This window comes from Dyadobacter sediminis (genome assembly GCF_005860765.1).
Taxonomy (GTDB): domain Bacteria; phylum Bacteroidota; class Bacteroidia; order Cytophagales; family Spirosomataceae; genus Dyadobacter; species Dyadobacter sediminis.
The window spans coordinates 300,478-321,991 of the sequence record NZ_VCEI01000030.1 but is presented as its reverse complement, the minus strand read 5'-3'; the positions used below and the strand labels follow the sequence as shown (position 1 = coordinate 321,991).

Here is a 21,514-nt window from a genome sequence, read left to right as displayed (position 1 = left end):
GTTTCTATTAAATTTGTTATGAGAGAATCTGTTGTTTTTTGGATTGCAGTTTTACTGCCTGTTTTAGGATTTGCCCAGAACACGCATCTTGCAAGTGCCAGCCCGAATACCGATACGAATGTTGCTCAGAAAAAGCCGCTTGAACTGAAAGAAAGACGTGTACTTCCGCTTTTTGGGGAAGCAGGCAAAACCTCCGAGCAGATTGATCATGAAATCAAGTTTCTGAGTGAATGTGACAGATCATTTTCAAGCCGGACCGAAGCCAGCAATTTCTTTGCAGCCCGTGCCTGGGAATATCTGCAGGAAGGTGCGCTGGATACTGCCTGTTACCGTTTCAACCTTGCGCATTTGCTGAATGATAAGAATGTGGAGGCTTACTGGGGACTGGGTGTAGTTTCCTATCAGCGGGAAAACTGGACGGATGCCAAGCGCATGCTCAGCCGGGGTATCAACATACAGAATGATAATGTTGCGCTGCTTGTGGATTTGTCTACGGTGGATCTGAAATTATATGCGCTTACCAATCGTAAAGAAGATCTGGACGAAGCCGGAAAATTGCTGAAACATGCAACGGAGCTGGATTCGACTTATGCGCTGGGGCAGTATAATCTTGCCTTATTGCATTACAATCTGAACGAGCCGGAAAAGTCCTGGGAATACCTGCATAAAGGAAGAGCACTGGATTTTTCACTCATGAATCTGGATTTTGTTGAATTGCTGAAAGCCAAAATGCCTGATCCGCAGGGATTTTTCAAGTAAGAATAGTTTTTTAAACAAAAATGGTCTCCGCGGAGACCATTTTCGTTTGATACAATTCAGAAATTTATTTGAAGAAAAATCCGGTAGGAGCCACGCCTACTTTTATGGAGTCAACAAGGCTGCCATCTGTACGGTAACGAACTGCATACCCTGCCTGCGCGTACGAAGGCGTAACTGCTGCATAAATCAGACCTTGCGAAGGATCGACGGACAAGCCGGTAAATAGCCTTTTGATAAATGGCGTGTTCACATCAATCTGCGCATCTGTAATACCGAATTTGTACGTTTCACCGTGGCTTATGTAGTTGGCATCGCTGTAAGAAAGTACAAAGAAGATCGTTTTGCGGTCGGAGCTGAAAGTGAAATTGCTGGCCGATTTGTTCTGGTCTGTACCGATTGCCAGCGTTGCTTCTGCTGTGTTGGTTTCTGTGTTCATGCGGATGGCCTGCGTGCCGGCACTTACCCACAGTTTTCCGTTTGCATCAATCCCGATCGGAGCAGGCGCTCCGTTCAGAGCAATGGTTTTTTCGATTTCGTCTGTGGATGTATTGATCACTGTCAACGTTTTTCCGCCGCCGTAAGAAACAGTACCTACGTAAAGTTTTCCATTGTTGTAAACCAGATTTTCAGGTCCCGAGTTAATGTTGATTTTTTTAACAAAGCGGTTGGACGGAAGTTCTATAACAGCGATGTAACCCGTTTTATAAGAATAATCCGCATTGCTTCCCCAACAGGAAATATAAACCTTGTTACCGGCTGCAACGATTTCGCGCGGATTTTCAATTTCCGAAGCTCCGATGGTCGTTACCGTTTCAAAAGTATTGCTGTTTACAATCACCGCTTTATCCAGTCCCGATCCGGAATTGTCAACAAGTACAACACCGAGGTCGCCGATTTCGGCATAGCCCTGTACGCCGCCATTAAGCGGAGCATTATTGACCATCGAGAAAATATCCGCTTCCGCGGTAGTCTGCTCTCTGGTGAAAAATGAAACGGCCCCGTTATTCTGCGAAAAATTTCCTTCATTGATCACAAATACACCTTGCACATAATTGCCTTTCGGAGTCGGGTCGCTTTGGTTACAGGACCACAGGAAAGAGGACAAAGATGCTGTTACTGCTAGTCTGATTAACTGTTTGTTCATTTTTGATTGGATTTATTAAAAGTATTTTATTTTGGCCGGCTGATTATAGCTGATAATCAAACTTAATGCAAAACTTCTTCCGGGCATGGCATTGTTCCGTACGTTCAGATAAAATGCATCTGAAATATTATTGATCTGTCCCTGAAAACGGATTTTGGCTTTGTTCAGGTGCAAAGTTGTTTCTGCAAGCAAATTGGCAAGCATATAGCCATCGAGATGCTGCGTGTTGTCAAAAGTAGCAAAACGTTTGCTTGTTGTCTGGATCTGGGCAGTAAGCCTTGTACTTCTATGCTGTATAAAAGCAATGAAACTGCCGGTATGAACCGGAACAAACACAAGCTGCTTGCCGATAATATCCAGTGAATAAGCATCATAAGCCTTTTCCTGTGTGCTTTTGTTCAATGCGTAATTAAGATTTGCACCCGATTTCCATTCTGAAGAACTGTTTTTCCATCCGGCCTGCAGTTCAATTCCTTTTGCAAGAACCTGCTGCAAATTTTCCACGCGGTAATTTCTGGAAGCATTCCAGTAAGTCCAGTCTTTGACGCGGTTATGATACGCGGTCAGTGATGTATAAAATGAATGGTGATTATCCGGCAAATAATTCTGCTCCAAACCGATTTCCTTGTTCCAGCCGTTTTCCGGTTTTATGTCCGGGTTGCCAAGATCTTTCCAGAAGCGTTCATTCAAGGTCGGAACGCGGTAGCTTTTTCCAACGGAACCTTTGAGTTTCAAATGGTACTCCGGATTTCTGACAACATAATATTCGGTGCCCAGGGAAGGCGTAAACGGTGGATTGTACCTGGTTACAAAAGCCTGACGCAGATTTACGGAAACAAGCAAGCGCGAAGTTGCCTGCAAGCGGGTCAGCACGTAAAGATCGCTCCTGTTTTCCGAATTCACCGGCGAAACATAACCTGCGACCTGCGCACGATAATAAGTCCATTCTCCGCCGGCTTTTACCTGAATGCTGCTGTTATTGCCAAATGCATAACTGAAATCCTTTTCAAGCCGGTTCGAGAATTTGTCCGTAACGGCATGATCCGGTCTGGAAAGATCACCTTTGGCATAATCGATGATATCGCGTACCCATGCAGTCCGGAAATGGAATGCTTTATGCCCGTACCGGATCATGGTCCGGTATGCTTTGGTAAAAGTCTGTTCTCTTCCTGCGGTATCTTCCGGAGTTAAAGTAAGGTTGTTTTCAGTCAGCCAGACATGCGCTGACAATTCCCGGCCGTTTGCTGACTGGAAAAATAAATCCTGAACCAGACCCCGCTGAAACGTTTCCGAAGGCAGTATGGCATATTTTCTCCGTTCGGTATACGGATAATTATTTTGGATGCGGCCATCGTACACGCTGGTCTTTCCGGAAAATATGTGTTTGGGATGAATGGCTTTTCCGTATTGCGCCGTCAGTTGCGTCTGGCTGTTGTTAAAACTTTCCTGCTGCCTGCCGATGGATAAATGCAAAGACTGCGCAGGCGCTGTGCTTCCGAGCAGTATGCTTCCGCCGACTGCATCCGAGCCTACAATGCTGGCCGCAGAGCCATACTGAACCGAAAGTTCATCAAATCCGGCAACCGGAATCGTTGAAAAGTCCGTTTGTCCAAGGATAGGAGAGTTGATGTTTAATCCGTTCCATAAAACGGCCGTATGATTTGCAGATGTTCCGCGAAAGGAAACGGTGTTTAGCTGTCCGTGGCCATAGTTTTTGAAAGCCAGCGGCGTATACAAGGAAAGCAGATCGCTGATATTCTGAAAACGAAAGTTGTTCAGTGCAGACGAATCCATCTTTTGTACTTTAAGTCCGCTCATAAATCGTTCGGGTGCAAATCCGCGAATGGTTACGGTTTCAAGCCCTACGCTGTCACTTTGCGCCTGAACGTTTTCAGATACAAAAAAGCCGGTAGTGACAGAAAGAATCAGAAGAAGCTTCCGCTTGTTAAACACACAAAAAGGATCATGAATGAGCAAATGCTTTCCGTTCTTCCTCCGAAAACGTACAAACAATAATGGGTTCCGGCAGGTCTCCTGGCTTGTCCTGCTGATTCCGGCGCCTTCCCGTTTGTCAGAACAGTGGCAATGCAGATAGAACCAGCGTTTGTGGACTTACAGTTGCGGGGACAGCTCCCGAATAAAACGGGATTCCCTATTAAGCCTTACTGCTGCATAAAAGCAGTGTTCAGCACCAAAACGCTGCAAAGGTAGGAAAATGAATTGATTTATGACGTCGGCTTGTCCTTTGTAAGTTGACTCCTGACTTTTCTGCGGACTGTAATGGTTTGATATATGGAGAAACTTAAATTTTTTGCCGGAACTTTTATACTTGTGTTTAACTTTATTCTGGCAAATAACTTCTCATGAAAAATCTGCTTAACTCTGTCCTTCCGATCTTATTGATTCTAGTTTGCCTAACCGGTTTCCAATCCGACAAATCGCTTTCGGGAGCGCAGGGAATCCAGTGGCTGACCATTGAGCAAGCTTATGCCAAAACCAAGACGGAACCAAGAAAGATTTTGATTGATGTGTATACCGACTGGTGCGGATGGTGCAAAGTAATGGACCGCGAAACTTTCAGAAACAAGGCGGTAATCGATTACGTGAGTAAAAAATATTACGCAGTAAAGCTGGATGCAGAGCAAAAACAGCCGATTACGCTGGACAATACAAAATTCGAGTTCATTGCAGAGGGCGGCAGAGGAATTCATCAGCTTGCGCTGGCATTAACGAACAATCAGCCGAGTTTCCCGACAACGGTATTTCTGGATGAAAAATTTCAGATGATACAGCCTTTGCCCGGGTACCTGAAAGCAAAGGAGTATCATCAGGTAATTACTTTTATTGGTGACGGCTATTACAAAAAAGAAGCCTTTGAAATTTACAAATCAAAGACTTACAATGCCATTTATGCTTCAAAGTAAATTAAACCGTTTCTCCTTCCTGCATTCTCTCTGCATTTTCGGCAATTCTTAATCTTTCGATAAATTCGCCGATATCACCTTCCATCACAGCCGGAAGATTATAAACCGTGTAGCCGATCCGGTGATCCGTAATGCGGCTTTGCGGATAGTTATAAGTCCGGATTTTGTCGGAACGGTCACCGCTGCCGACCATGGATTTACGCTGTGAACTGATGGCGTCGTTATGCTTTTTAAGCTCGATTTCGTACAATCTGGAGCGCAGGACGCTTAATGCACGATCTTTGTTTTTCAGCTGGGAACGCTCGTCCTGGCAGCTTACGACAAGACCAGAAGGAATATGCGTAAGTCTTACCGCAGAATAAGTTGTATTTACCGATTGTCCGCCGGCTCCTGACGACTGAAAAGTATCTACACGAACGTCATTCATGTTGATCTGCACATCCACTTCTTCTGCTTCCGGCAACACAGCCACCGAAGCAGCGGAAGTATGGATTCTTCCCTGCGATTCCGTCTGAGGAACGCGCTGTACGCGGTGAACGCCGGATTCGAACTTCATTTTACCGTATACATCCTCGCCTTCCACTTTGCAGATGATTTCCTTGTACCCTCCGTTGGTGCCTTCCGTAAAATCCATAATAGATGAACGCCAGCCCATTCTTTCAAAAAAGCGCTGATACATCCGGAACAGGTCGCCTGCAAAAATTGCCGCCTCGTCGCCGCCGGTTCCGCCTCTTATTTCCAGGATTATATTTCGGCTGTCATTCGGATCTTTCGGGATCAGCAGTTCTTTTATGGATTGTTCCAGTTCTTCCAGTTTCGGAGTAAGCTCGTCCAGTTCCTCTTTGGCCATTTCCCTCAGTTCCTCATCTTTTTCGGTTGCAATGAGCTCTTTGGTACCGGCAATGTCTTTCTGGATTTTCTGATAAGCATGATAATATTCAACAATACGGCCCAGATCCTTGTATTCCTTGCTAATTTTGGAATAGCGTGCAGAGTCGGATACAATTTCCGGTTGTATAATCTGTTGCGAAACTTCTTCGAAACGTTCTTTTATGGCTTCTAATTTATCAATCATCTCGGTAAAAATCTTTGGCATTCCCCATTCGGGGCACAAAGATAGGCAATTTAGATAAAAGGAACGTTTTTCAGGTGTTCGCTGTATCTTGTGAATTTCAAATTGTTACATAACGTTATCATAAAGTATAATTTAAATAAAAGATGAAACTGAAACTGTTTTATGCCGCAGCCATGCTCTGCTTTTTATCTGCATGTGATATGGGCGGCCGCGTGGAAAATACAAAAGAACTTTCCCGGGAAATAAAAGCTTCACAAATCAAAAGGGTTACGAATACGCAGCTTGTTTATACTGCCGACGAATGGGGAAAAAAAATTGCACAGATTGCCGAAAAATCGCTTAAAAACGAATTGGGCAAATCGCCTGAAAAGGCCGGCGAACTTTGTAAAAACCTTTCGTCCATACCCGTAGTTGAAGCGTTGCAAAAGGAATACGGCGTACGCGTGTCACTGGTGGGAAAAGAAGATATTAAAAGTGCAGGCCTGGCTGCGAAGGAACGCGAAGTACTGGAAGCTTATTTGTACAGCGCCGGAAAGAAAATGACCGCCAGCGATAACCTTCAGCAACTGAATGACACGCTTCTGGTTTACAATGCGCCGGTTGCAGCGGAAAGTCCGGTATGCAAAGTATGCATGGCCGGTTCAGATACTTCTTTTGCGGTGTGGCGATTGGTGTTTAACAAAAAAGATATAATCAGGAAGTTGGATGCCAAACAATTGAAAGAGTAGCGTAGCAGAATATTCGGTTAAGTTGTAAAGAAATTTCGTCTGTAATCTGGAATAATTTTTTAACTTGGCCCTGATCTGATACTTTTAAATCAGGAACATTGCTATGTCAGATTTATTGAATAACCCGCTCGCATCTGATGAATTCGATCAGTATAAAATAAACAAGATTATCCCCAAAGTTCTTGAAAACGAGATTTTAAAGGCGTTGTCATTTTATCCTGAACTGAAAGAAACGCACATTGATTTTGTTTTTAAAAAGAACATTAAACGATCGGTAATGCAGGCACAGCCCAAAGTACTTTCCGTATTCGGCAAACACAGGGCTTACAATATCAACATCAGTGCGTTGTTCAGACTTAAAACGTCGGCAATTCCCATTCATCAGCTTCCGTCAAACATCATCATTGGCTGGATCGGACATGAACTGGGCCATATTATGGATTATGAAAACCGGAATATGCCGGGCATGATCCGGTTTGGTGTTGGTTATCTGCTTTCTTCAAAGTACGTACGCGAAGCCGAACGAACAGCAGATACGTATGCAGTAAATCACGGACTTGGAAAATACATTCTTGAAACCAAGCACTTTATACTGAACAATGCAAATCTGTCAGAAAAATACAAACAGAAAATAGCCCGTTTGTATCTTTCGCCAGACGATATTATGGAGCAGGTTTTAAAGCTGGAAACTGGCCAGAATGGAAAAAGCTTATAGATTTTTTTCTGCGAAGGCGGCAAATTCAAGAAAATCTTCTTCTTTCATGACACGAGGAATTTTTACCTGTCCTCCAAGTTTTTTGGTTTCTTCACTCCATTTGTAGAAAATTTCTTCAGGTACGAGTTCAACTTCTACACCTTTGAGTGCTCTGGTTCTTGCAACGTTGTAATTTTTGTTGTTTTCTTTCAAAGTTTTGTCGAGTGCTTCTGCAACCTGCACTTTATCGAGTGACTTATCGCAGCTTATGTACCATTTATGTATGTACTCGTCGTTTCTGTGAACAGCGGCCACAATGAATTCCTTCATGACGGTATCGTACTCTTTTTCAAGTACACGTAAAGCATCATTCATCTGATTTACAGAAAGCTGCGAACCTACAACATTCAGAAAGTGCTTTGTACGGCCGGTAATTTTTATTTCTGCTCTTGCCTTGTCCGTAATTGTAACGGTATCGCCGATCATGTACCGCCATGCGCCTGAAACCGTAGAAATCAGTAAAACATATTCCTTGTCTTCTTCCGCATCAGCCAGTGAAAATACCTTTGCGCCGGGTTTTACAAGTCCGTTCTCATCCACATGGTCGCCATCAAAAGGCACAAATTCATAAAAGATCCCGTTGTCCGGAAACAGGGCCATAGAAGTTGTGTCCGGCCGTTTTTGTATGGCTATAAAGCCTTCGGATGCAAGGTACGTGTCAATGTAGATAAGCGGATGCGCCAGTAATTGTTCAAGGCTTTTTTTGTAAGGCTCGAAGGCCACGCCTCCGGTTGTATACACCATCAGGCTCGGCCATATTTCATGGATGTTGCTGAGCTTGTGATAACTGATGATTTCTTTCAACATCAGTTCTATCCACGCCGGAATACCCGAAATACAGCCTATGTCCCATTTCGGAGCTTCTTCAGCGATTCTCTTAACACGTTCGTCCCAATCGGGAATGTCGGCGATTTCGCGGCCGGGTTTGTAAATTCCGCCAAACCAGGTCGGAAGGTTACTGGCGGAAATCCCGCTGATCTCGCCTTCTTTATGGTCGTCTTTCTCAATCAGGCTTGTGCTGCTTCCCAGCATCAGGATTTGCTTGGTAAAAAAATCGCCGGGCAGGTTGAATGCGCTCAGGCTGGCAATTTCCTGGATTCCTGCTTTCCGGATCGACTCGAGCATGGCATCTGTTACCGGAATGTGCTTGCTGTTGCTTGTTGTTCCGCTGCTGAGTGCAAAATAATTCTGTCCGCCGGGCCAGGTTACATTCTGATGTCCTTCCAGCAAATAGTGCCACCATTCCGCATGCATTTTATCATAGTCATGAACGGGAACTTTGCTTTGGAATGCAGCAACGATATCTTCGCTTTCGAGAATTTCTGTAAAATGATAAGCTTTGCCAAACGCTGTAAGCCGCGCGGTTTCAAGCAGATTTTCAAGTACTTTTTTCTGTGCTTTTACAGGGTCCGGATCGCTCATGATCATACCCGTAAAATCAATCGCTTTTTTGATAAGCTCACCAATAACTGCCATTTGAACCTGGGATAAACTTTAAGAAATATTTTAAGCTGTATACGCTGTTTCAAAAAGTCATGCCGAAGCACAATTGCAAGGTTTAGTCAACTAGCGGACTTTACAGATGATCAGTAGACTTTGTTTCCGGCGGCATGATATATTTCATACCAGTCTTCATTGCTCAGCCTGATTTCGGATGCACTTGCCGCATTTCTGATACGGGATTCCGAAAGTGAACCGATAATCGGCAAAGTGCCCAGTTTCATCAGCCAGGCCACAGCGGTTTGTTCTATGTTTGCGTTGTAGTTTGTTCCGACCTCTTCCAGTTTGGCGCGCAGCCTTACTACTTTTTCATCGGTACCGTTCAGAATTTTACCTCCTGCAAGCGGCGCCCAAGCCAGCGGTTTGCTGAAATTCTGTTTGATAAAATCAATCCGCCCATCTTCAATCGCCGTTGTGTTCATCAGGTTCAGCTCGATGTGATTGGTCACGATCGGAATCCTCAGATAGGATGCAAGCAGCTGGTGCTGAAAAACAGTGAAATTGGCAACGCCGATATGCTTGGCTTTTCCGGATTTTACAATTTCTGCAAGTGCCCCGGCAGTTTCCTCAGGATCGGTCAGAAAGTCACTTTGATGCAGCAGAAAAATATCCACATAATCCGTCTTGAGCCTTTGTAAAGAACCGTTGATGCTGTTGATGATGTGATTATATGAAGTATCGTAATAAGTCAGATAACCGTTTTTTGCTTTTCTTATCCCGCATTTGCTGAAGAGGACAATATCGTCCCGTTTGAAAGATTTGTTCTGGATAATTTTTCCAAAATGTTCTTCAATGGTAAAATCGCCGTAAACATCCGCGTGATCAAAAGTGTTTATGCCCAGATCCAGGCAAAGATTAACAGTTTTTTCGATCTGAGAAGTGGTTTGAACACCTTCATCAGTCCATCTCCAGAAACCATAAACTGCTTCGGACACTTTCGGGCCGGAATCGCTGAGACTTACTTTTTTCATTCGTGCGGGATTTGAATTTTTTGCAAATATCTATTTATCCAATCGTTTATCTTTTACAATCAGATAAAAATCATTTTCGAGGTCAAGGTATCCATAATCGTAAACAAAATAATAGATACTGCCTTTCAAGGTAGGGCGGACGCTGGTTATAAGGTTGAAGTCAAAGCCTTTGTTGACAAGAATGCTTTTAGTCGTTTTGGATTTTTCTTCCGGGCACAGTTCTTCCAGAATCCTGCGGTTTTTACGCAGCTGATTGTTCATGTTACGGATTACATTGTAGGAATCTGAATTCAGCCGGTTGTTGTAGCTGTTCCGGCACATATCGGAGCAGAATTTTTTATCTACCCTTCCCATCAGAGGTTTCCCGCATTCCAGGCAATTCTTCATTCACTGTACTGGTTTAATTTGAATCCGTTTACAGATTCAAGCAGTGTGTATATATAACGACTCTTCGTGCAATATAGTAAAATTCATCTGTTTCGGGCAATCAAAAGCACTGTTTCCGTTTGCAAACGACTGCAAATGTTTTTATATGACTGTAAACAGTTAATAACCGAATCACTTTCCGGCAATCCGCTTCATTTGCATTGTCGATTCACAATGAACGCGTTAAAACAAACATTCATCATTAGTCTTTTATAAACATGAACACAGTGAAACTAATCGGAAACGTTGGCCGTGAAATCAATGTAAAGGAATTTGAAGGCGGAAAGCTGGCTACTTTCTCTTTGGCTACCAATGAAACCTACATCAACAGAAACAAGGAAGAAGTAAAAAATACGGCATGGCATTCCATTGTAGCCTGGGGCCAGCTTGCGCAGCGCTGCGAAACGTTACTTGAAAAGGGAAAAATGATTGCTGTGGAAGGTCGTCTTAACTATCGCCAGTACCAGAACAAAGATGATCAGACCGTAAAAGTAGCTGAAATTGTGGCATTCAAAATTGAAGAAATTGTCAGAGAGCATCAGGAAATGAGAGCCTGATCGGATGTGGCATCAACATTGAACCGAATAAAAAAAGCAACTGATCAGAAGCATGCCACTTGTATGTGAAAATCACCCAAATAGCATGCTTCTGACAAGTTGCTTAAACCAACAGTTCATGTATTTTAAAATAAGCAGCAATCGCTTAAAATCAACTGAAGTCCTTAGCCTTAATATTTGACTTTGTACGCAAAATCTATCTTTACAAAAGCTGTTAGCTATTATCCATCAGCTAACAGCTAATAGCTAACAGCTAAAACATTCAGGCCAGGTTCTTTGCAAGTGCAAGTTTCCAGTTTTCATATGCTTCCTTCGTGGTTTCCCGCAATATCGCATCCGGTTCAATGGTTTTGACAGCCGATAAACCTGTAAAAGCTTCATTCCGGTTTTTGTAATATCCAAGCCCGAAACCGGCTGCGCGTGCGGCACCCTGAGCGCCGTCTGTATTGTAAAGCTCAACCGTTGCACCCGAAATATTGGCAAAGGTTTCCCGGAATACCGGACTTAAAAACATATTTGCTTCTCCGGCGCGTATACGCTTCAGAGAAACGCCGACTGTTTCCATGATTTCCATGCCATAAAACAGTGCAAACACAATGCCTTCCTGCGAAGCACGTGCCCAGTGACTTAATCCATGACGGCTGAAATGCAGCCCTTTGAAGCTGCTGCCCGGATCCTGATTTTCCAGCATGCGCTCTGCGCCGTTTCCGAAAGGAAGACAAAGCAGTCCCGCTGAGCCGACCGGTGACTGTGCTGCAAGATGATTAATTTCCGGGTAAGACAAGTTTCCGCTTAGTAACGTGTTCCGCATCCATCCGTTAAGGCTTCCGGTACCGTTTACACAAAGCAACACACCGTAACGGGCCGCTTCGGATAATGGATTTACATGTAAAAAAGTATTGACTCTGGATTTCGGATCAAACTTGATCTGATCACTTACGCCGTAAACCACACCCGATGTTCCGGCTGTTGCAGCTACTTCGCCCGGTTCCAGAACATTCAATGAAAAAGCATTGTTTGGCTGGTCTCCGGCTCTGTAAGTAACGGGTATTCCGGCACGCAATCCAAGTTCAGCGGCAGCAGTTGCTGTTACAAAGCCTTGCTCACTGAACGTAGGCACTACTTCCGGTAGAATCTGCGGGTCAAATCCGAAATGGCTGAACAAGAAGTCTGCCGGCCTTTTATTGATATAGTCCCAGAAAATGCCTTCGGAAAGTCCGGACGGCGTTGTTACAACATCGCCTGTCATTCGGGCTGCAAGGTAATCGCCGGGAAGCATGAACTTGTGCACTTTTGCATACACTTCCGGTTCATTCTGCTTTACCCATCCTAGTTTGGAAGCCGTAAAGTTGCCCGGTGAATTCAGCAAATGCGGTAAAATATATTCTTCTCCCAATGCTTCCATAGCCTGGTTGCCGACTTCCACTGCACGGCTGTCGCACCAGATAATGGAAGGACGCAGTACATTCATATTTTCATCAACTACAACCAGGCCATGCATCTGATAAGAAATCCCGATTGCACCGACTTCTTTCGGATCAACTGAAGATTTGCTCATGACAGCCTGTGATGCCAGGCAAGCATTTTCCCACCATAGCTCCGGCTGCTGTTCGGCAAATCCGGGTTTCGGAGCAGAAATGGTCATTTCCCTTTCAGGATAAAAGGCAGAAGCGACGACCGAGCCGGAATCTGCATGAATCAAACAAGCTTTAACTGACGAACTGCCTAAATCAAATCCAAGGAAATACATTTTGAAATGCTTTAATTGTTTAAATATAAGTGTTGAAAAGTACAAAATTGATTAAATAATTTCATAAAAAATATTGTTAAGTGTAATATTTACACTTAACTGACTTTGCAAAATCTGTTAAATTTTAGTTTATTTTTCTACTGCCATTTTCTTGTAGAAAAAATTCTGTATTTTAATTAATACATTGAAACCCCTGGAATCATTTTAGGACCTAATTTGTGTTTATCTTGCAGTAACTTCCATGTAGTTTTCAAAAATTAGTAAGTAACACGCATCCTTGATCGGGTATTATGAAAAAAGTTGTACAAATCTTTTTATTTAGTGGATTTATTGTTTTGTTCGCCGGGTTCCGTGTCAGTGATAAGAATTGGGAAAAGCAATTTTCAAAAATAGATAACGAAGTCAGAAAGAACAGCAAAGCTTACGCCACACTGGGTGAAGCAACCAAAAGCATCGGGCACCGCCTGACGGGAAGTGTGAACGGAGAACACGCAGAAGATTATGCATTCAAGCTCCTTAAAAGTTACGGGTTTAAAGATGTCGTTTTTCAGCCTTTTGAAGTTGAGGCATGGATGCGCGATACGGTAACTTTGGCCGTTGCACCCGGCAGTAGCGATAACTTCCGGGAAGTTCCTGTTGTTTCACTGGCGCATTCTCCGGTAGAATCCGATCTTCAGGGTGAAATCGTGGATGTCGGCAATGGTCTGGAAGAAGACTTCGAGGCCGCAAAGGACATGGTAAAAGGCAAAGTAGTACTTGCCAATATTAATCTTGTCGGTGTTACGGATAAAAAGAACCTGCACAGGTCCGAAAAAACGGCCTTGGCTATCAAATACGGAGCAACCGGGGTGATTATGGTGAATGGTGCCCCGGGCAAAATCCTGCTGACCGGAACCGCTTCTGTTACAGGCGCAATCATTTCTATTCCCGCTGTTTGTATTTCCAACGAAAGCGGATCAGAGCTTAGAAAATGGCTGAAAGAAGAAGGCCCGCTGGAAGCGCATATCAATATGCATAATATTTCAAAGCCCATCAAAGCCAGGAATGTAATTGCAACGCTGAAAGGCAAATCAAATGAAAAAGTCATTATCGGAGGTCATCTGGATTCGTGGGATCTGGCAACAGGCGCTATTGACAATGGAATCGGTTCTTTCGCTGTACTGGATATTGCAAGAACGTTCAAGGCCTTGAAAGTAAAACCGGAACGCACGATCCAGTTTGTATTATTCATGGGCGAGGAGCAGGGCTTGCTTGGGTCCAAGCACTTTGTGAATGAACTGAAAAAATCAGGGGAAATAGACAAGGTAAGTTACATGATGAACCTGGATATGACCAACGATCCGAAAGGTGTGAATGCTTTTGGAAGAACGGAAATGAACGAATTTTTTACAACGGTCGGCAATGCCATTCATCAGGTTGATCAGAGTTATAAAAATGAAGCAGCAAACCGTGCCGGGCTTCATAGTGACCATCAGCCCTTTATGCTGGAAGGCGTTCCCATTGCCGGTTTGTCGGGACATCTTGACCCCGAAGTTCTTCAGTGTTATCATGCAGATTGTGATGATTTCAGTCTGGTGAACAAGGAGCAGTTTGAAAATACGGTCCGGATTGCTTCCATGTATCTGTATGCGCTTTCCAATACGGACAAGCTCGCTGTTAAAAAGCTGTCAGATCAGAAGACACGCGATTTCCTGATTTCGCAAGGGCTTAAAGAGGAACTTGTAATTGGTCAGGAATGGCGTTGGGAGCAGTAGTTTTATTCAAAACCTTCTAAATTGCAGTCAAATTTTGACTGCAATGATTGTATTTCCAAATGCCAAAATCAACATTGGCCTGAACATTGTTGAGAAAAGACCGGACGGTTACCATAATATTGAATCATGCTTTTATCCGGTCGGATGGTCGGATGCGCTGGAAATTACAGCAGCCGGGCAATTTGATTTCCAGTCTGATGGAATTGCCATTCCCGGAAACAATGCGGATAATCTTTGTGTGCAGGCATATCATATGCTTGCAGCAGATTATGCATTACCGCCCGTTCAGATGCATTTGCTTAAGGCCGTTCCCATCGGCGCAGGGCTGGGCGGCGGTTCGTCGGATGCCGCTTTCGCCATTAAAGCTTTGAATCAGCAGTTTAACCTGAGAATTTCTTTTGAAAAACAACTGGACTACGCACGTAGATTGGGAAGCGATTGTGCTTTTTTCATTCTTGACAAACCGGCATATTGTTTTGAGAAAGGGGACCGGTTTGAGGAAATTGATCTGAAACTGCGGGGAAAATGGATTGTGCTGGTAAATCCGGGCATACATATTTCAACCATTGAAGCCTATGCAGGAATAAATCCGCAACCCGGCCGTTCAGATTTACGTAATGTATTGCAACAGCCCGTGTCAAAATGGAAAGATCAGGTTAAAAATGATTTTGAAGCAACACTTTTCCCGAAATATCCTCTTTTACAAAAAATCAAGGACGATTTATATGAATCCGGTGCAGCATACGCGGCTATGAGCGGCTCCGGTTCAACACTTTATGGGATTTTTGAGAATGAAAAAGATTTAAAAAAACATTTTAGTAAATTTAAAGTCTGGCAAGGTTTTCTAAGTTGAAATTGACGATTCGGCCAGATGAAAGCAGAACAAAATTATAATTATGGCCGGTCGTTTAAACTTGCTTAAAAACTGAAATAATAAAATGAGCTTAAAACCTACAACTAAATTAAAGGAAAATCCTTTTACAAAGCGGCGTGAGCCTCTTGGCTTCATGCTTTGGCTGGGCGTTGCGGGCAGCTCACTTCTGTTTACTTCTATTTTCATTATTTTCCTTGTCCGCATGCACAAGGAAATCGGTCATTTGGTTGTACTTCCCGATATGTTCTGGTTGAGTACGCTGGTGATTTTATTCAGCAGTATTACGTTGCATGAAGCCAATCTGGCCTTTGTAAACGAGCGTTTTCTGCATTACCGCGTTTTCCTGGGCGTAACGCTGCTTTTAGGCGTTACGTTTATTTTATTACAGGCCAGCGGCTGGGCGGAAATGATCAATTCAGGTGTTTTTAACAACGCCAATACGTCTGTCGGGTTTATATATCTGCTTACGGGATTGCACCTTATTCACATTGCAGCGGGTGTAATTTATTTGCTTCACTTGTTCCGTAAAGCCGTTAAAAACAGATCTTATGTAGATTCGTTTGTTTACAGCGTAAATCCTCCCAACCGGCTGCGTATCCAGCTGCTGACGCGTTACTGGCATTTTACCGGCGCGCTCTGGCTTGCCGTTTTCCTGTTTATAATTATTATTTACTGAGGTTTCCCCGCTTTTGATTTCAAGTTACTGAAAGATCTGATCATCATTGATCGGTATTTACCTGCATCATTTCTTCAGAATCTTGAATTCCACACGACGGTTGCGCTGCTGGCCTTCCGGAGTGTCATTTTTAGCCACCGGAACTGTTTCGCCATAACCTTTGCTGGCCACACGGTCGGGTTCAATGCCTTTGCCAATCAGATATTCCCTTACAGAGTCTGCGCGGTCCTGAGAAAGTTTCAGGTTGAATTCGTCACTACCGGTATTATCCGTATGGCCGCCCAGCTCAATGGTCAGCGTTTTATTTTCTGTCATGGAAAGCGCAATACGGTTCAGTTCGGGAAATGACTCGCTGTTTAAGGTGGATTTTCCCGTTGCAAAGAAAATATTATTAAGTCTTACAATCTGGCCTTCTTCAATCGGGATCAGTTTCAGCGATTTGTTTGCAATTTCCTTAAATCCTTTTTCCCCGTTGTTTGTTGAGTCCGTCAGGTCTATATTTTCTCCTTCTGCGATAAAATCGGGTGCAACGGCCCGCCAGCTGTATTTTTGGCCATATGGCAATACGATTTTGTATTCTCCGGTGGCCGGGTTGGTTGTAGCGGTTCCTACTTCTTCGCCGTCTGCCAGGTTCTCATAAATAATAGTTGCTTCAACCGGCTTTCCTGTTTTGGAGTTGATCACTTTTCCACTGACCATCACAACGGGATCAGCAGTCGGGATGTTGGCAATCGGCGCTTCGGCAGAATCTTCCGCAGCAGGTTTCGGGCTGAGATTGTAACGCACAACATCGCCTTTTCCCTCGGTTTCTTTAAACGAAGTCATGTAAGCATAATCGCCCAGTGCAGAAATCGTGTAATAAGCGTCATACCCATCCGAATTAATGGCCGGGCCGAGATTAACGGGCTTGCTCCATCTTTTCCATGTTTTATCAATCCGCTTGCTGAAATAGATGTCATTGCTTCCCAATCCGCCTTTACGGTCGCTTGAAAAATATATGGTTACGCCGTCCGGCGCTAGAAAAGGCGTTGTTTCGGTAAATTCTTCGGTATTGATTTCCGGGCCTAGGTTCAGCGGCTTTGTCCATGTTCCGTCTTTTTGTTTGAAACTTACATACATATCATCGACCTTGCTGTTCTTTTTTTCACTGAATGACATCACCAATACTTTTCCATCGGTTGAAAGGTACCCGCAGTCAAACTGGCCTTTGCTGATTTTGGAATAGCCCGGAATGTCCAGTTTGTTAGGCGCACCCCAGCCGCGCGACGTTTTTTTGCTCGTCGAAAACCCTCGGGTTTCATAAACTCCGTTCTTGTACGCACCTTTGAGCAACAGCGTATTTCCATCCGGCGTAATGCTGTAAAGACTGTTGTAATCCTCTTTGTTGAGCGGAGGCGGAAGGCGGCGGGCCGGAGTCCATTTGTCGTTTTTAAGTTCCGAAAACCAGATATCCTGGCTTCCTTTGGCCCCATGCGTATTCTGCGGATGGCTGATCCTTGAAAAATAGATCGTTTTTCCGTCCGGAGAAATAATCGGGCTTATTTCATTAAATTCCGTATTTACCGTTTTTCCCAGATTTTCAGGCTGCGCATATACGCGTGCAGAAAGGAGAAACATACAAGTTAAAAATAAGGAAATACGCATTGCTTTGGAAGGATAGGTTAGTGTGGTAAAAGCAACTGTCAACGCTTCGTCAATTAGTTATTGTCTATGTATAACGAGTTATCCAACGGCTTATTTTCCGGATTTGCAAGTCGGAATGCATCCATCTTTTCCAGCAGTGTAATCGGGTCAGCAGCTACAACCAGAAGATCACGGTTTGCTATGTGCAAAAATCCTTCTTCAACCATTTTTTCCAGTTGCAGAAGCAGCAGATCGTAATAGCCGTTAATATTCAGCAAGCCGACCGGGCCATTGAAAATACGCAGCTGCGACCAGGTAAGAATTTCGAACAGTTCATCAAACGTCCCGTACCCGCCCGGAAGCGCAATGACGCCGTCGGACAAAGAAACCATCTTGGCTTTGCGTTCATGCATCGTATCCACAAAATGAAGCTCCGTCAGGGTTTTGTGTGCTACTTCCAGCTTAGCCAGAAAATTAGGTATAATGCCTGTAACCGAGCCATTGTTGTCCATGGCACCGTCCGCAACACGTCCCATCAGGCCCATGTTTCCGCCGCCGTAAACAAGTTTTATATTTCTTCTGGCAAGTTCTTCACCAAGTGCATACGCCGATTCTGCATACACAGGCTTGTTTCCGTGGTTTGAACCACAATATACTACGATAGATTGCATGAAATGCTTGTTTGAAATGGAATACAGGGCATATATCAGAATACAAGAATTTCTTCAGACAGTTTTTTCAGGTCTGTATCACCGAATGTGCCGGAACTCATCAGCAGCAGGTTGGTATTTTCCCATTTCAGAGATTTAAGAAAATCGGTCAATGCTGCCGAATCTGTAAATACTTTCAGGTCATCTCTTTTAAAAGCTGTCCGGATTTCTTCTTCGGTAATGGGTTCAAGCCGTTTGTGTTCCAGCGTCTGAGGATTGTAATAAACAACGGCAACATCGGCGGCATTCAGTTTTCGGCGGTATTGTTTTAAAAATGTCTTGTTCAGGCTACTGAAAGTATGCAGCTCTGCACAGGCGATCAAAGTACGTTCCGGAAACTGTTCTTTCAATGCAGCCGTTGTCGCCTCCACTTTGGAAGGTGCGTGTGCAAAGTCGCGGTATATATTTACGGTAGCTTTACTGCCAAGCAGTTCCAGCCTTTTGGAAGCACCTTTGAAAGTTTGTATAGCCGAATAGAATTCCTCATCCGTAATGCCAAGACGTTCGCAAACGGCCCGCGCACCGCTGATGTTTTTCATATTATGGTTCCCGAAAACAAGAACCGGCACTTCACCAACTTCGGCTGTGACAAGAATTGTCTTGCCGTCAACCACTTTGTAAGGGTGCGCATGGTAAGCAGTACTGACTACATCCGGCCGTTCTTTCCGTCCGATTACGTCCAGCATATCGTCTGTTTCATCAAAAATAATTGCGCCTGCTTTCGGCAGCGAATCGGCCAGCAGTTCAAACTGCTTCACGTAGGATTCCCACGTTGGGAAGACATTGTAATGATCCCATGCAATGCCGCTGATGAGTGCGATATGCGGCTGGTAATGCATGAATTTCGGCGTCGGGTCCAGCGGAGAAGTAAAATACTCGTCGCCTTCAATCACGATCAAAGGTGCATTTTCCGATAGTTTCACCATGTTGTCAAATCCTTCGATCTGAGCGCCTACCAGATAATTAAAAACACGGTTGTTGTAGTTCAGTACGTGAAGGATCATGGAAGTAATTGTCGTTTTTCCATGACTTCCGGCTATCACCACGCGCTGTTTATGCTGGCTTTGTTCAAAAATATATTCCGGGTAAGAATACACTTTGATGCCAAGTTCTCTGGCCTTTGCAAGTTCCGGATTATCCTGGCGTGCATGCATTCCAAGGATTACGGCTTCCAGATCGGCCGTTATTTTTTCAGGAAACCATCCGGTAATGGCCGGAAGAAGGTCATATTTGGCAAGACGGCTGGCAGAAGGCTCATAAATTTCATCATCCGAGCCGCTGACCAGAAACCCTTTCAGATGAAGTTCAATGGCAAGATTATGCATGACGCTGCCGCCAATAGAAATGAAATGTATTTTATGCAAAGATGAAATCTGACCCATTTATAATATTTAGCTGTTTCCGGGCGAAAGTTAGCAAGAATTGACCTTTAGGCAAATTACGCGGTACCCGCTTTTAATATTGTCAGGGCTGTATAAAGAAAAATAAAGGTATAAAAAACCAAATGCGCCTGTATGCATATACAGGCGCATTTGACAAAAAGTTCTTTTAACGGCTTATGCCAGTTTTTTGTACTTGATTCTTTTCGGAGTTGCATCCGTTCCAAGTCTTTTCCGGCGGTTTTCTTCGTATTCCGAAAAGTTGCCTTCAAACCAGTAAACCTGCGAATCGCCTTCAAACGCCAGGATATGCGTAGCTACGCGGTCCAGAAACCAGCGGTCGTGGGAAATAATCACGGCACATCCGGCAAAGTTTTCAAGGCCTTCTTCCAAAGCACGCAAAGTATTTATATCCAGATCATTTGTCGGCTCATCCAGTAAAAGCAGATTGCCGCCTTCTTTCAGCGTCATGGCCAGATGCACGCGGTTGCGTTCTCCGCCCGAAAGCGTTCCTACTTTTTTCTCCTGATCTCCGCCGCCGAAGTTAAACCGGCTTACATAAGCCCTTGCATTGGATTGCTTTCCGCCGATCATGATCCAGTCATTACCGTCCGCAATGCTTTGGTAAACGGTTTTGACCGGATCAAGGTTGTCATGTTCCTGATCCACATAAGCCAGTTCCACTGTTTCACCTACGTCAAAATGACCTGTAAGCGGTTTGAGCTGTCCGGTTATCAGTTTAAATAGCGTTGTTTTTCCCGCTCCGTTCGGACCAATAATTCCGACAATGCCGTTGGGCGGCAGGGCAAAACTCAGATTTTCGTATAAAAGCCGGTCCCCGAATCCCATGGAAACGTTATGCGCTTCAATAACCTTGCTGCCAAGTCGCGGGCCGGCCGGGATGAATATTTCCAGTTTTTCCTCTTTCTCTCTTGCTTCTTCACCCAAAAGCCGCTCGTAAGCGCCGAGGCGTGCCTTGGATTTTGCCTGTCTGCCTTTCGTGCCCATACGCACCCATTCCAGTTCGCGTGCAAGTGTTTTCTGGCGTTTGGACTCTGTTTTTTCTTCTTTTTTCAGACGTTCCTGTTTCTGTTCCAGCCATGAAGTATAGTTTCCTTTCCATGGAATGCCTTCGCCCCGGTCCAGTTCCAGGATCCAGCCAGCGACATTATCCAGAAAGTAACGGTCGTGCGTAACGGCTATAACCGTTCCTTTATATTGTCTCAAATGTTCTTCCAGCCAGAGTACCGACTCGGCATCCAGGTGGTTTGTAGGCTCATCCAGAAGCAGTACATCGGGCTGGCGCAAAAGCAGCCGGCACAATGCAACCCTTCTCTTTTCACCGCCCGACAAGGTTGAAACCAGCGCATCCGACGGCGGGCAGCGAAGCGCGTCCATGGCTACTTCCAGGCGGTTGTCCAGATTCCATGCGTCAGCGGAATCCAGCTTTTCCTGCACTTCCCCCTGACGTTCAAGCAATTTATCAAAGTCGGCATCCTCTTCCCCGAACGCTTCGTTTATTTGATCAAATTCTTTTAAAAGATTCACAATTTCCTGAACGCCTTCTTCCACTACTTCCCGTACCGTTTTGGAAGGATCCAGCTTGGGTTCCTGTTCCAGCATGCCTACCGAGTAGCCGGGCGAGAATACAACTTCCCCCTGAATATCCTTGTCAATGCCGGCAATAACGCGTAAAAGCGTCGATTTACCTGAGCCATTCAAACCTAGAACCCCGATTTTTGCACCATAAAAAAAGGATAAATAGATGTTCTTGATAATATGCCGGTTGGGAGGAATGATTTTGTTAACCCCCGACATTGAGAAAATAATGGTTTCGTTACTCATTTTTTAGTTAATTTGTGCGTAACAAATATCGTTATATATCCCTACACTTAGCAGATAAAAAATTG

General features: G+C 44.3%; 19 protein-coding genes and 1 riboswitch. Of the genes, 8 read left to right on the top strand and 11 right to left on the bottom strand.

Translation table 11 applies throughout. The features are described from left to right. Window positions 1–18 precede the first annotated feature (18 nt). Window positions 19–759 carry a tetratricopeptide repeat protein gene (locus tag FEM55_RS22690; protein ID WP_138283610.1) on the top strand — a complete coding sequence of 247 codons (741 nt, stop codon included), beginning with the start codon at window positions 19–21 and terminating at the stop codon, window positions 757–759. 64 nt (window positions 760–823) lie between these two features. Here FEM55_RS22690 and FEM55_RS22685 read toward each other — a convergent pair whose 3' ends face one another. After that, on the bottom strand, window positions 824–1,903 hold the full coding sequence (locus tag FEM55_RS22685; protein WP_138283609.1) for a YncE family protein: 1,080 nt from the start codon (window positions 1,901–1,903) through the stop codon (window positions 824–826). A gap of 15 nt (window positions 1,904–1,918) precedes the next feature. Continuing rightward, window positions 1,919–3,856, bottom strand: coding sequence for a TonB-dependent receptor plug domain-containing protein (locus FEM55_RS22680; RefSeq protein ID WP_229209383.1), 1,938 nt, complete (start codon window positions 3,854–3,856; stop codon window positions 1,919–1,921). A gap of 54 nt (window positions 3,857–3,910) precedes the next feature. Beyond that, window positions 3,911–4,114: riboswitch (cobalamin riboswitch) on the bottom strand. Between the two features lie 152 nt (window positions 4,115–4,266). Between FEM55_RS22680 and FEM55_RS22675 the strand changes: the two genes are divergently transcribed. Then, window positions 4,267–4,827, top strand: coding sequence for a thioredoxin family protein (locus FEM55_RS22675; RefSeq protein WP_138283608.1), 561 nt, complete (start codon window positions 4,267–4,269; stop codon window positions 4,825–4,827). Between the two features lies 1 nt (window position 4,828). Here FEM55_RS22675 and prfA read toward each other — a convergent pair whose 3' ends face one another. Beyond that, a complete protein-coding gene (gene prfA / locus FEM55_RS22670; protein ID WP_138283607.1) occupies window positions 4,829–5,902 on the bottom strand; it encodes a peptide chain release factor 1 in 1,074 nt (357 codons plus the stop codon). Between the two features lie 143 nt (window positions 5,903–6,045). Here prfA and FEM55_RS22665 point away from each other — a divergent pair, with 143 nt between their 5' ends. Next, the gene (locus FEM55_RS22665) at window positions 6,046–6,630 is read left to right on the top strand and encodes a hypothetical protein (protein ID WP_138283606.1); all 585 of its coding nucleotides are present in this window, start codon (window positions 6,046–6,048) and stop codon (window positions 6,628–6,630) included. Window positions 6,631–6,733: 103 nt separating this feature from the next. Next, on the top strand, window positions 6,734–7,345 hold the full coding sequence (locus FEM55_RS22660) for a hypothetical protein (RefSeq protein WP_138283605.1): 612 nt from the start codon (window positions 6,734–6,736) through the stop codon (window positions 7,343–7,345). Here FEM55_RS22660 and FEM55_RS22655 read toward each other — a convergent pair. From FEM55_RS22655 to FEM55_RS22645, 3 genes are all read right to left on the bottom strand, one after another. Continuing rightward, window positions 7,340–8,860 carry a GH3 family acyl-acid amido synthetase gene (locus tag FEM55_RS22655; RefSeq protein WP_138283604.1) on the bottom strand — a complete coding sequence of 507 codons (1,521 nt, stop codon included), beginning with the start codon at window positions 8,858–8,860 and terminating at the stop codon, window positions 7,340–7,342. The genes FEM55_RS22660 and FEM55_RS22655 overlap by 6 nt on opposite strands. A gap of 110 nt (window positions 8,861–8,970) precedes the next feature. Continuing rightward, window positions 8,971–9,855, bottom strand: a complete 885-nt coding sequence (locus FEM55_RS22650) for an aldo/keto reductase (RefSeq protein ID WP_138283603.1) — start codon at window positions 9,853–9,855, stop codon at window positions 8,971–8,973. A 30-nt stretch (window positions 9,856–9,885) separates the two neighbouring features. Next, entirely contained in the window at window positions 9,886–10,242 is a 357-nt protein-coding gene (locus FEM55_RS22645; protein WP_138283602.1) for a DNA gyrase inhibitor YacG, read from the bottom strand. Between the two features lie 257 nt (window positions 10,243–10,499). Here FEM55_RS22645 and FEM55_RS22640 point away from each other — a divergent pair, with 257 nt between their 5' ends. Next, the gene (locus FEM55_RS22640; RefSeq protein WP_138283601.1) at window positions 10,500–10,838 is read left to right on the top strand and encodes a single-stranded DNA-binding protein; all 339 of its coding nucleotides are present in this window, start codon (window positions 10,500–10,502) and stop codon (window positions 10,836–10,838) included. Between the two features lie 262 nt (window positions 10,839–11,100). Here FEM55_RS22640 and FEM55_RS22635 read toward each other — a convergent pair whose 3' ends face one another. Next, window positions 11,101–12,588 (bottom strand): xylulokinase, encoded by a 1,488-nt coding sequence (locus FEM55_RS22635; protein ID WP_138283600.1) that lies wholly within the window; start codon window positions 12,586–12,588, stop codon window positions 11,101–11,103. A gap of 290 nt (window positions 12,589–12,878) precedes the next feature. On the opposite strand from FEM55_RS22635, the gene FEM55_RS22630 reads away from it, so the two are divergent. The 3 genes from FEM55_RS22630 to FEM55_RS22620 all read left to right on the top strand — a co-directional run bounded on the left by FEM55_RS22630 (window position 12,879) and on the right by FEM55_RS22620 (window position 15,892). Then, window positions 12,879–14,342, top strand: coding sequence for a M20/M25/M40 family metallo-hydrolase (locus FEM55_RS22630; RefSeq protein ID WP_138283599.1), 1,464 nt, complete (start codon window positions 12,879–12,881; stop codon window positions 14,340–14,342). 43 nt (window positions 14,343–14,385) lie between these two features. Beyond that, a complete protein-coding gene (ispE, locus tag FEM55_RS22625) occupies window positions 14,386–15,195 on the top strand; it encodes a 4-(cytidine 5'-diphospho)-2-C-methyl-D-erythritol kinase (protein WP_138283598.1) in 810 nt (269 codons plus the stop codon). 85 nt (window positions 15,196–15,280) lie between these two features. Beyond that, window positions 15,281–15,892 carry a cytochrome c oxidase subunit 3 gene (locus FEM55_RS22620; RefSeq protein ID WP_138283597.1) on the top strand — a complete coding sequence of 204 codons (612 nt, stop codon included), beginning with the start codon at window positions 15,281–15,283 and terminating at the stop codon, window positions 15,890–15,892. A 66-nt stretch (window positions 15,893–15,958) separates the two neighbouring features. Here the strand turns inward: FEM55_RS22620 and FEM55_RS22615 are convergent, their stop codons facing one another. From FEM55_RS22615 to ettA, 4 genes are all read right to left on the bottom strand, one after another. Continuing rightward, on the bottom strand, window positions 15,959–17,509 hold the full coding sequence (locus FEM55_RS22615) for an OmpA family protein (RefSeq protein WP_229209382.1): 1,551 nt from the start codon (window positions 17,507–17,509) through the stop codon (window positions 15,959–15,961). An 80-nt stretch (window positions 17,510–17,589) separates the two neighbouring features. Beyond that, entirely contained in the window at window positions 17,590–18,186 is a 597-nt protein-coding gene (locus FEM55_RS22610; RefSeq protein ID WP_138283595.1) for an LOG family protein, read from the bottom strand. Between the two features lie 35 nt (window positions 18,187–18,221). Next, window positions 18,222–19,607 (bottom strand): UDP-N-acetylmuramate--L-alanine ligase, encoded by a 1,386-nt coding sequence (locus FEM55_RS22605; protein ID WP_138283594.1) that lies wholly within the window; start codon window positions 19,605–19,607, stop codon window positions 18,222–18,224. 174 nt (window positions 19,608–19,781) lie between these two features. Beyond that, window positions 19,782–21,449, bottom strand: a complete 1,668-nt coding sequence (ettA, locus tag FEM55_RS22600) for an energy-dependent translational throttle protein EttA (RefSeq protein WP_138283593.1) — start codon at window positions 21,447–21,449, stop codon at window positions 19,782–19,784. Window positions 21,450–21,514: the final 65 nt, after the last annotated feature.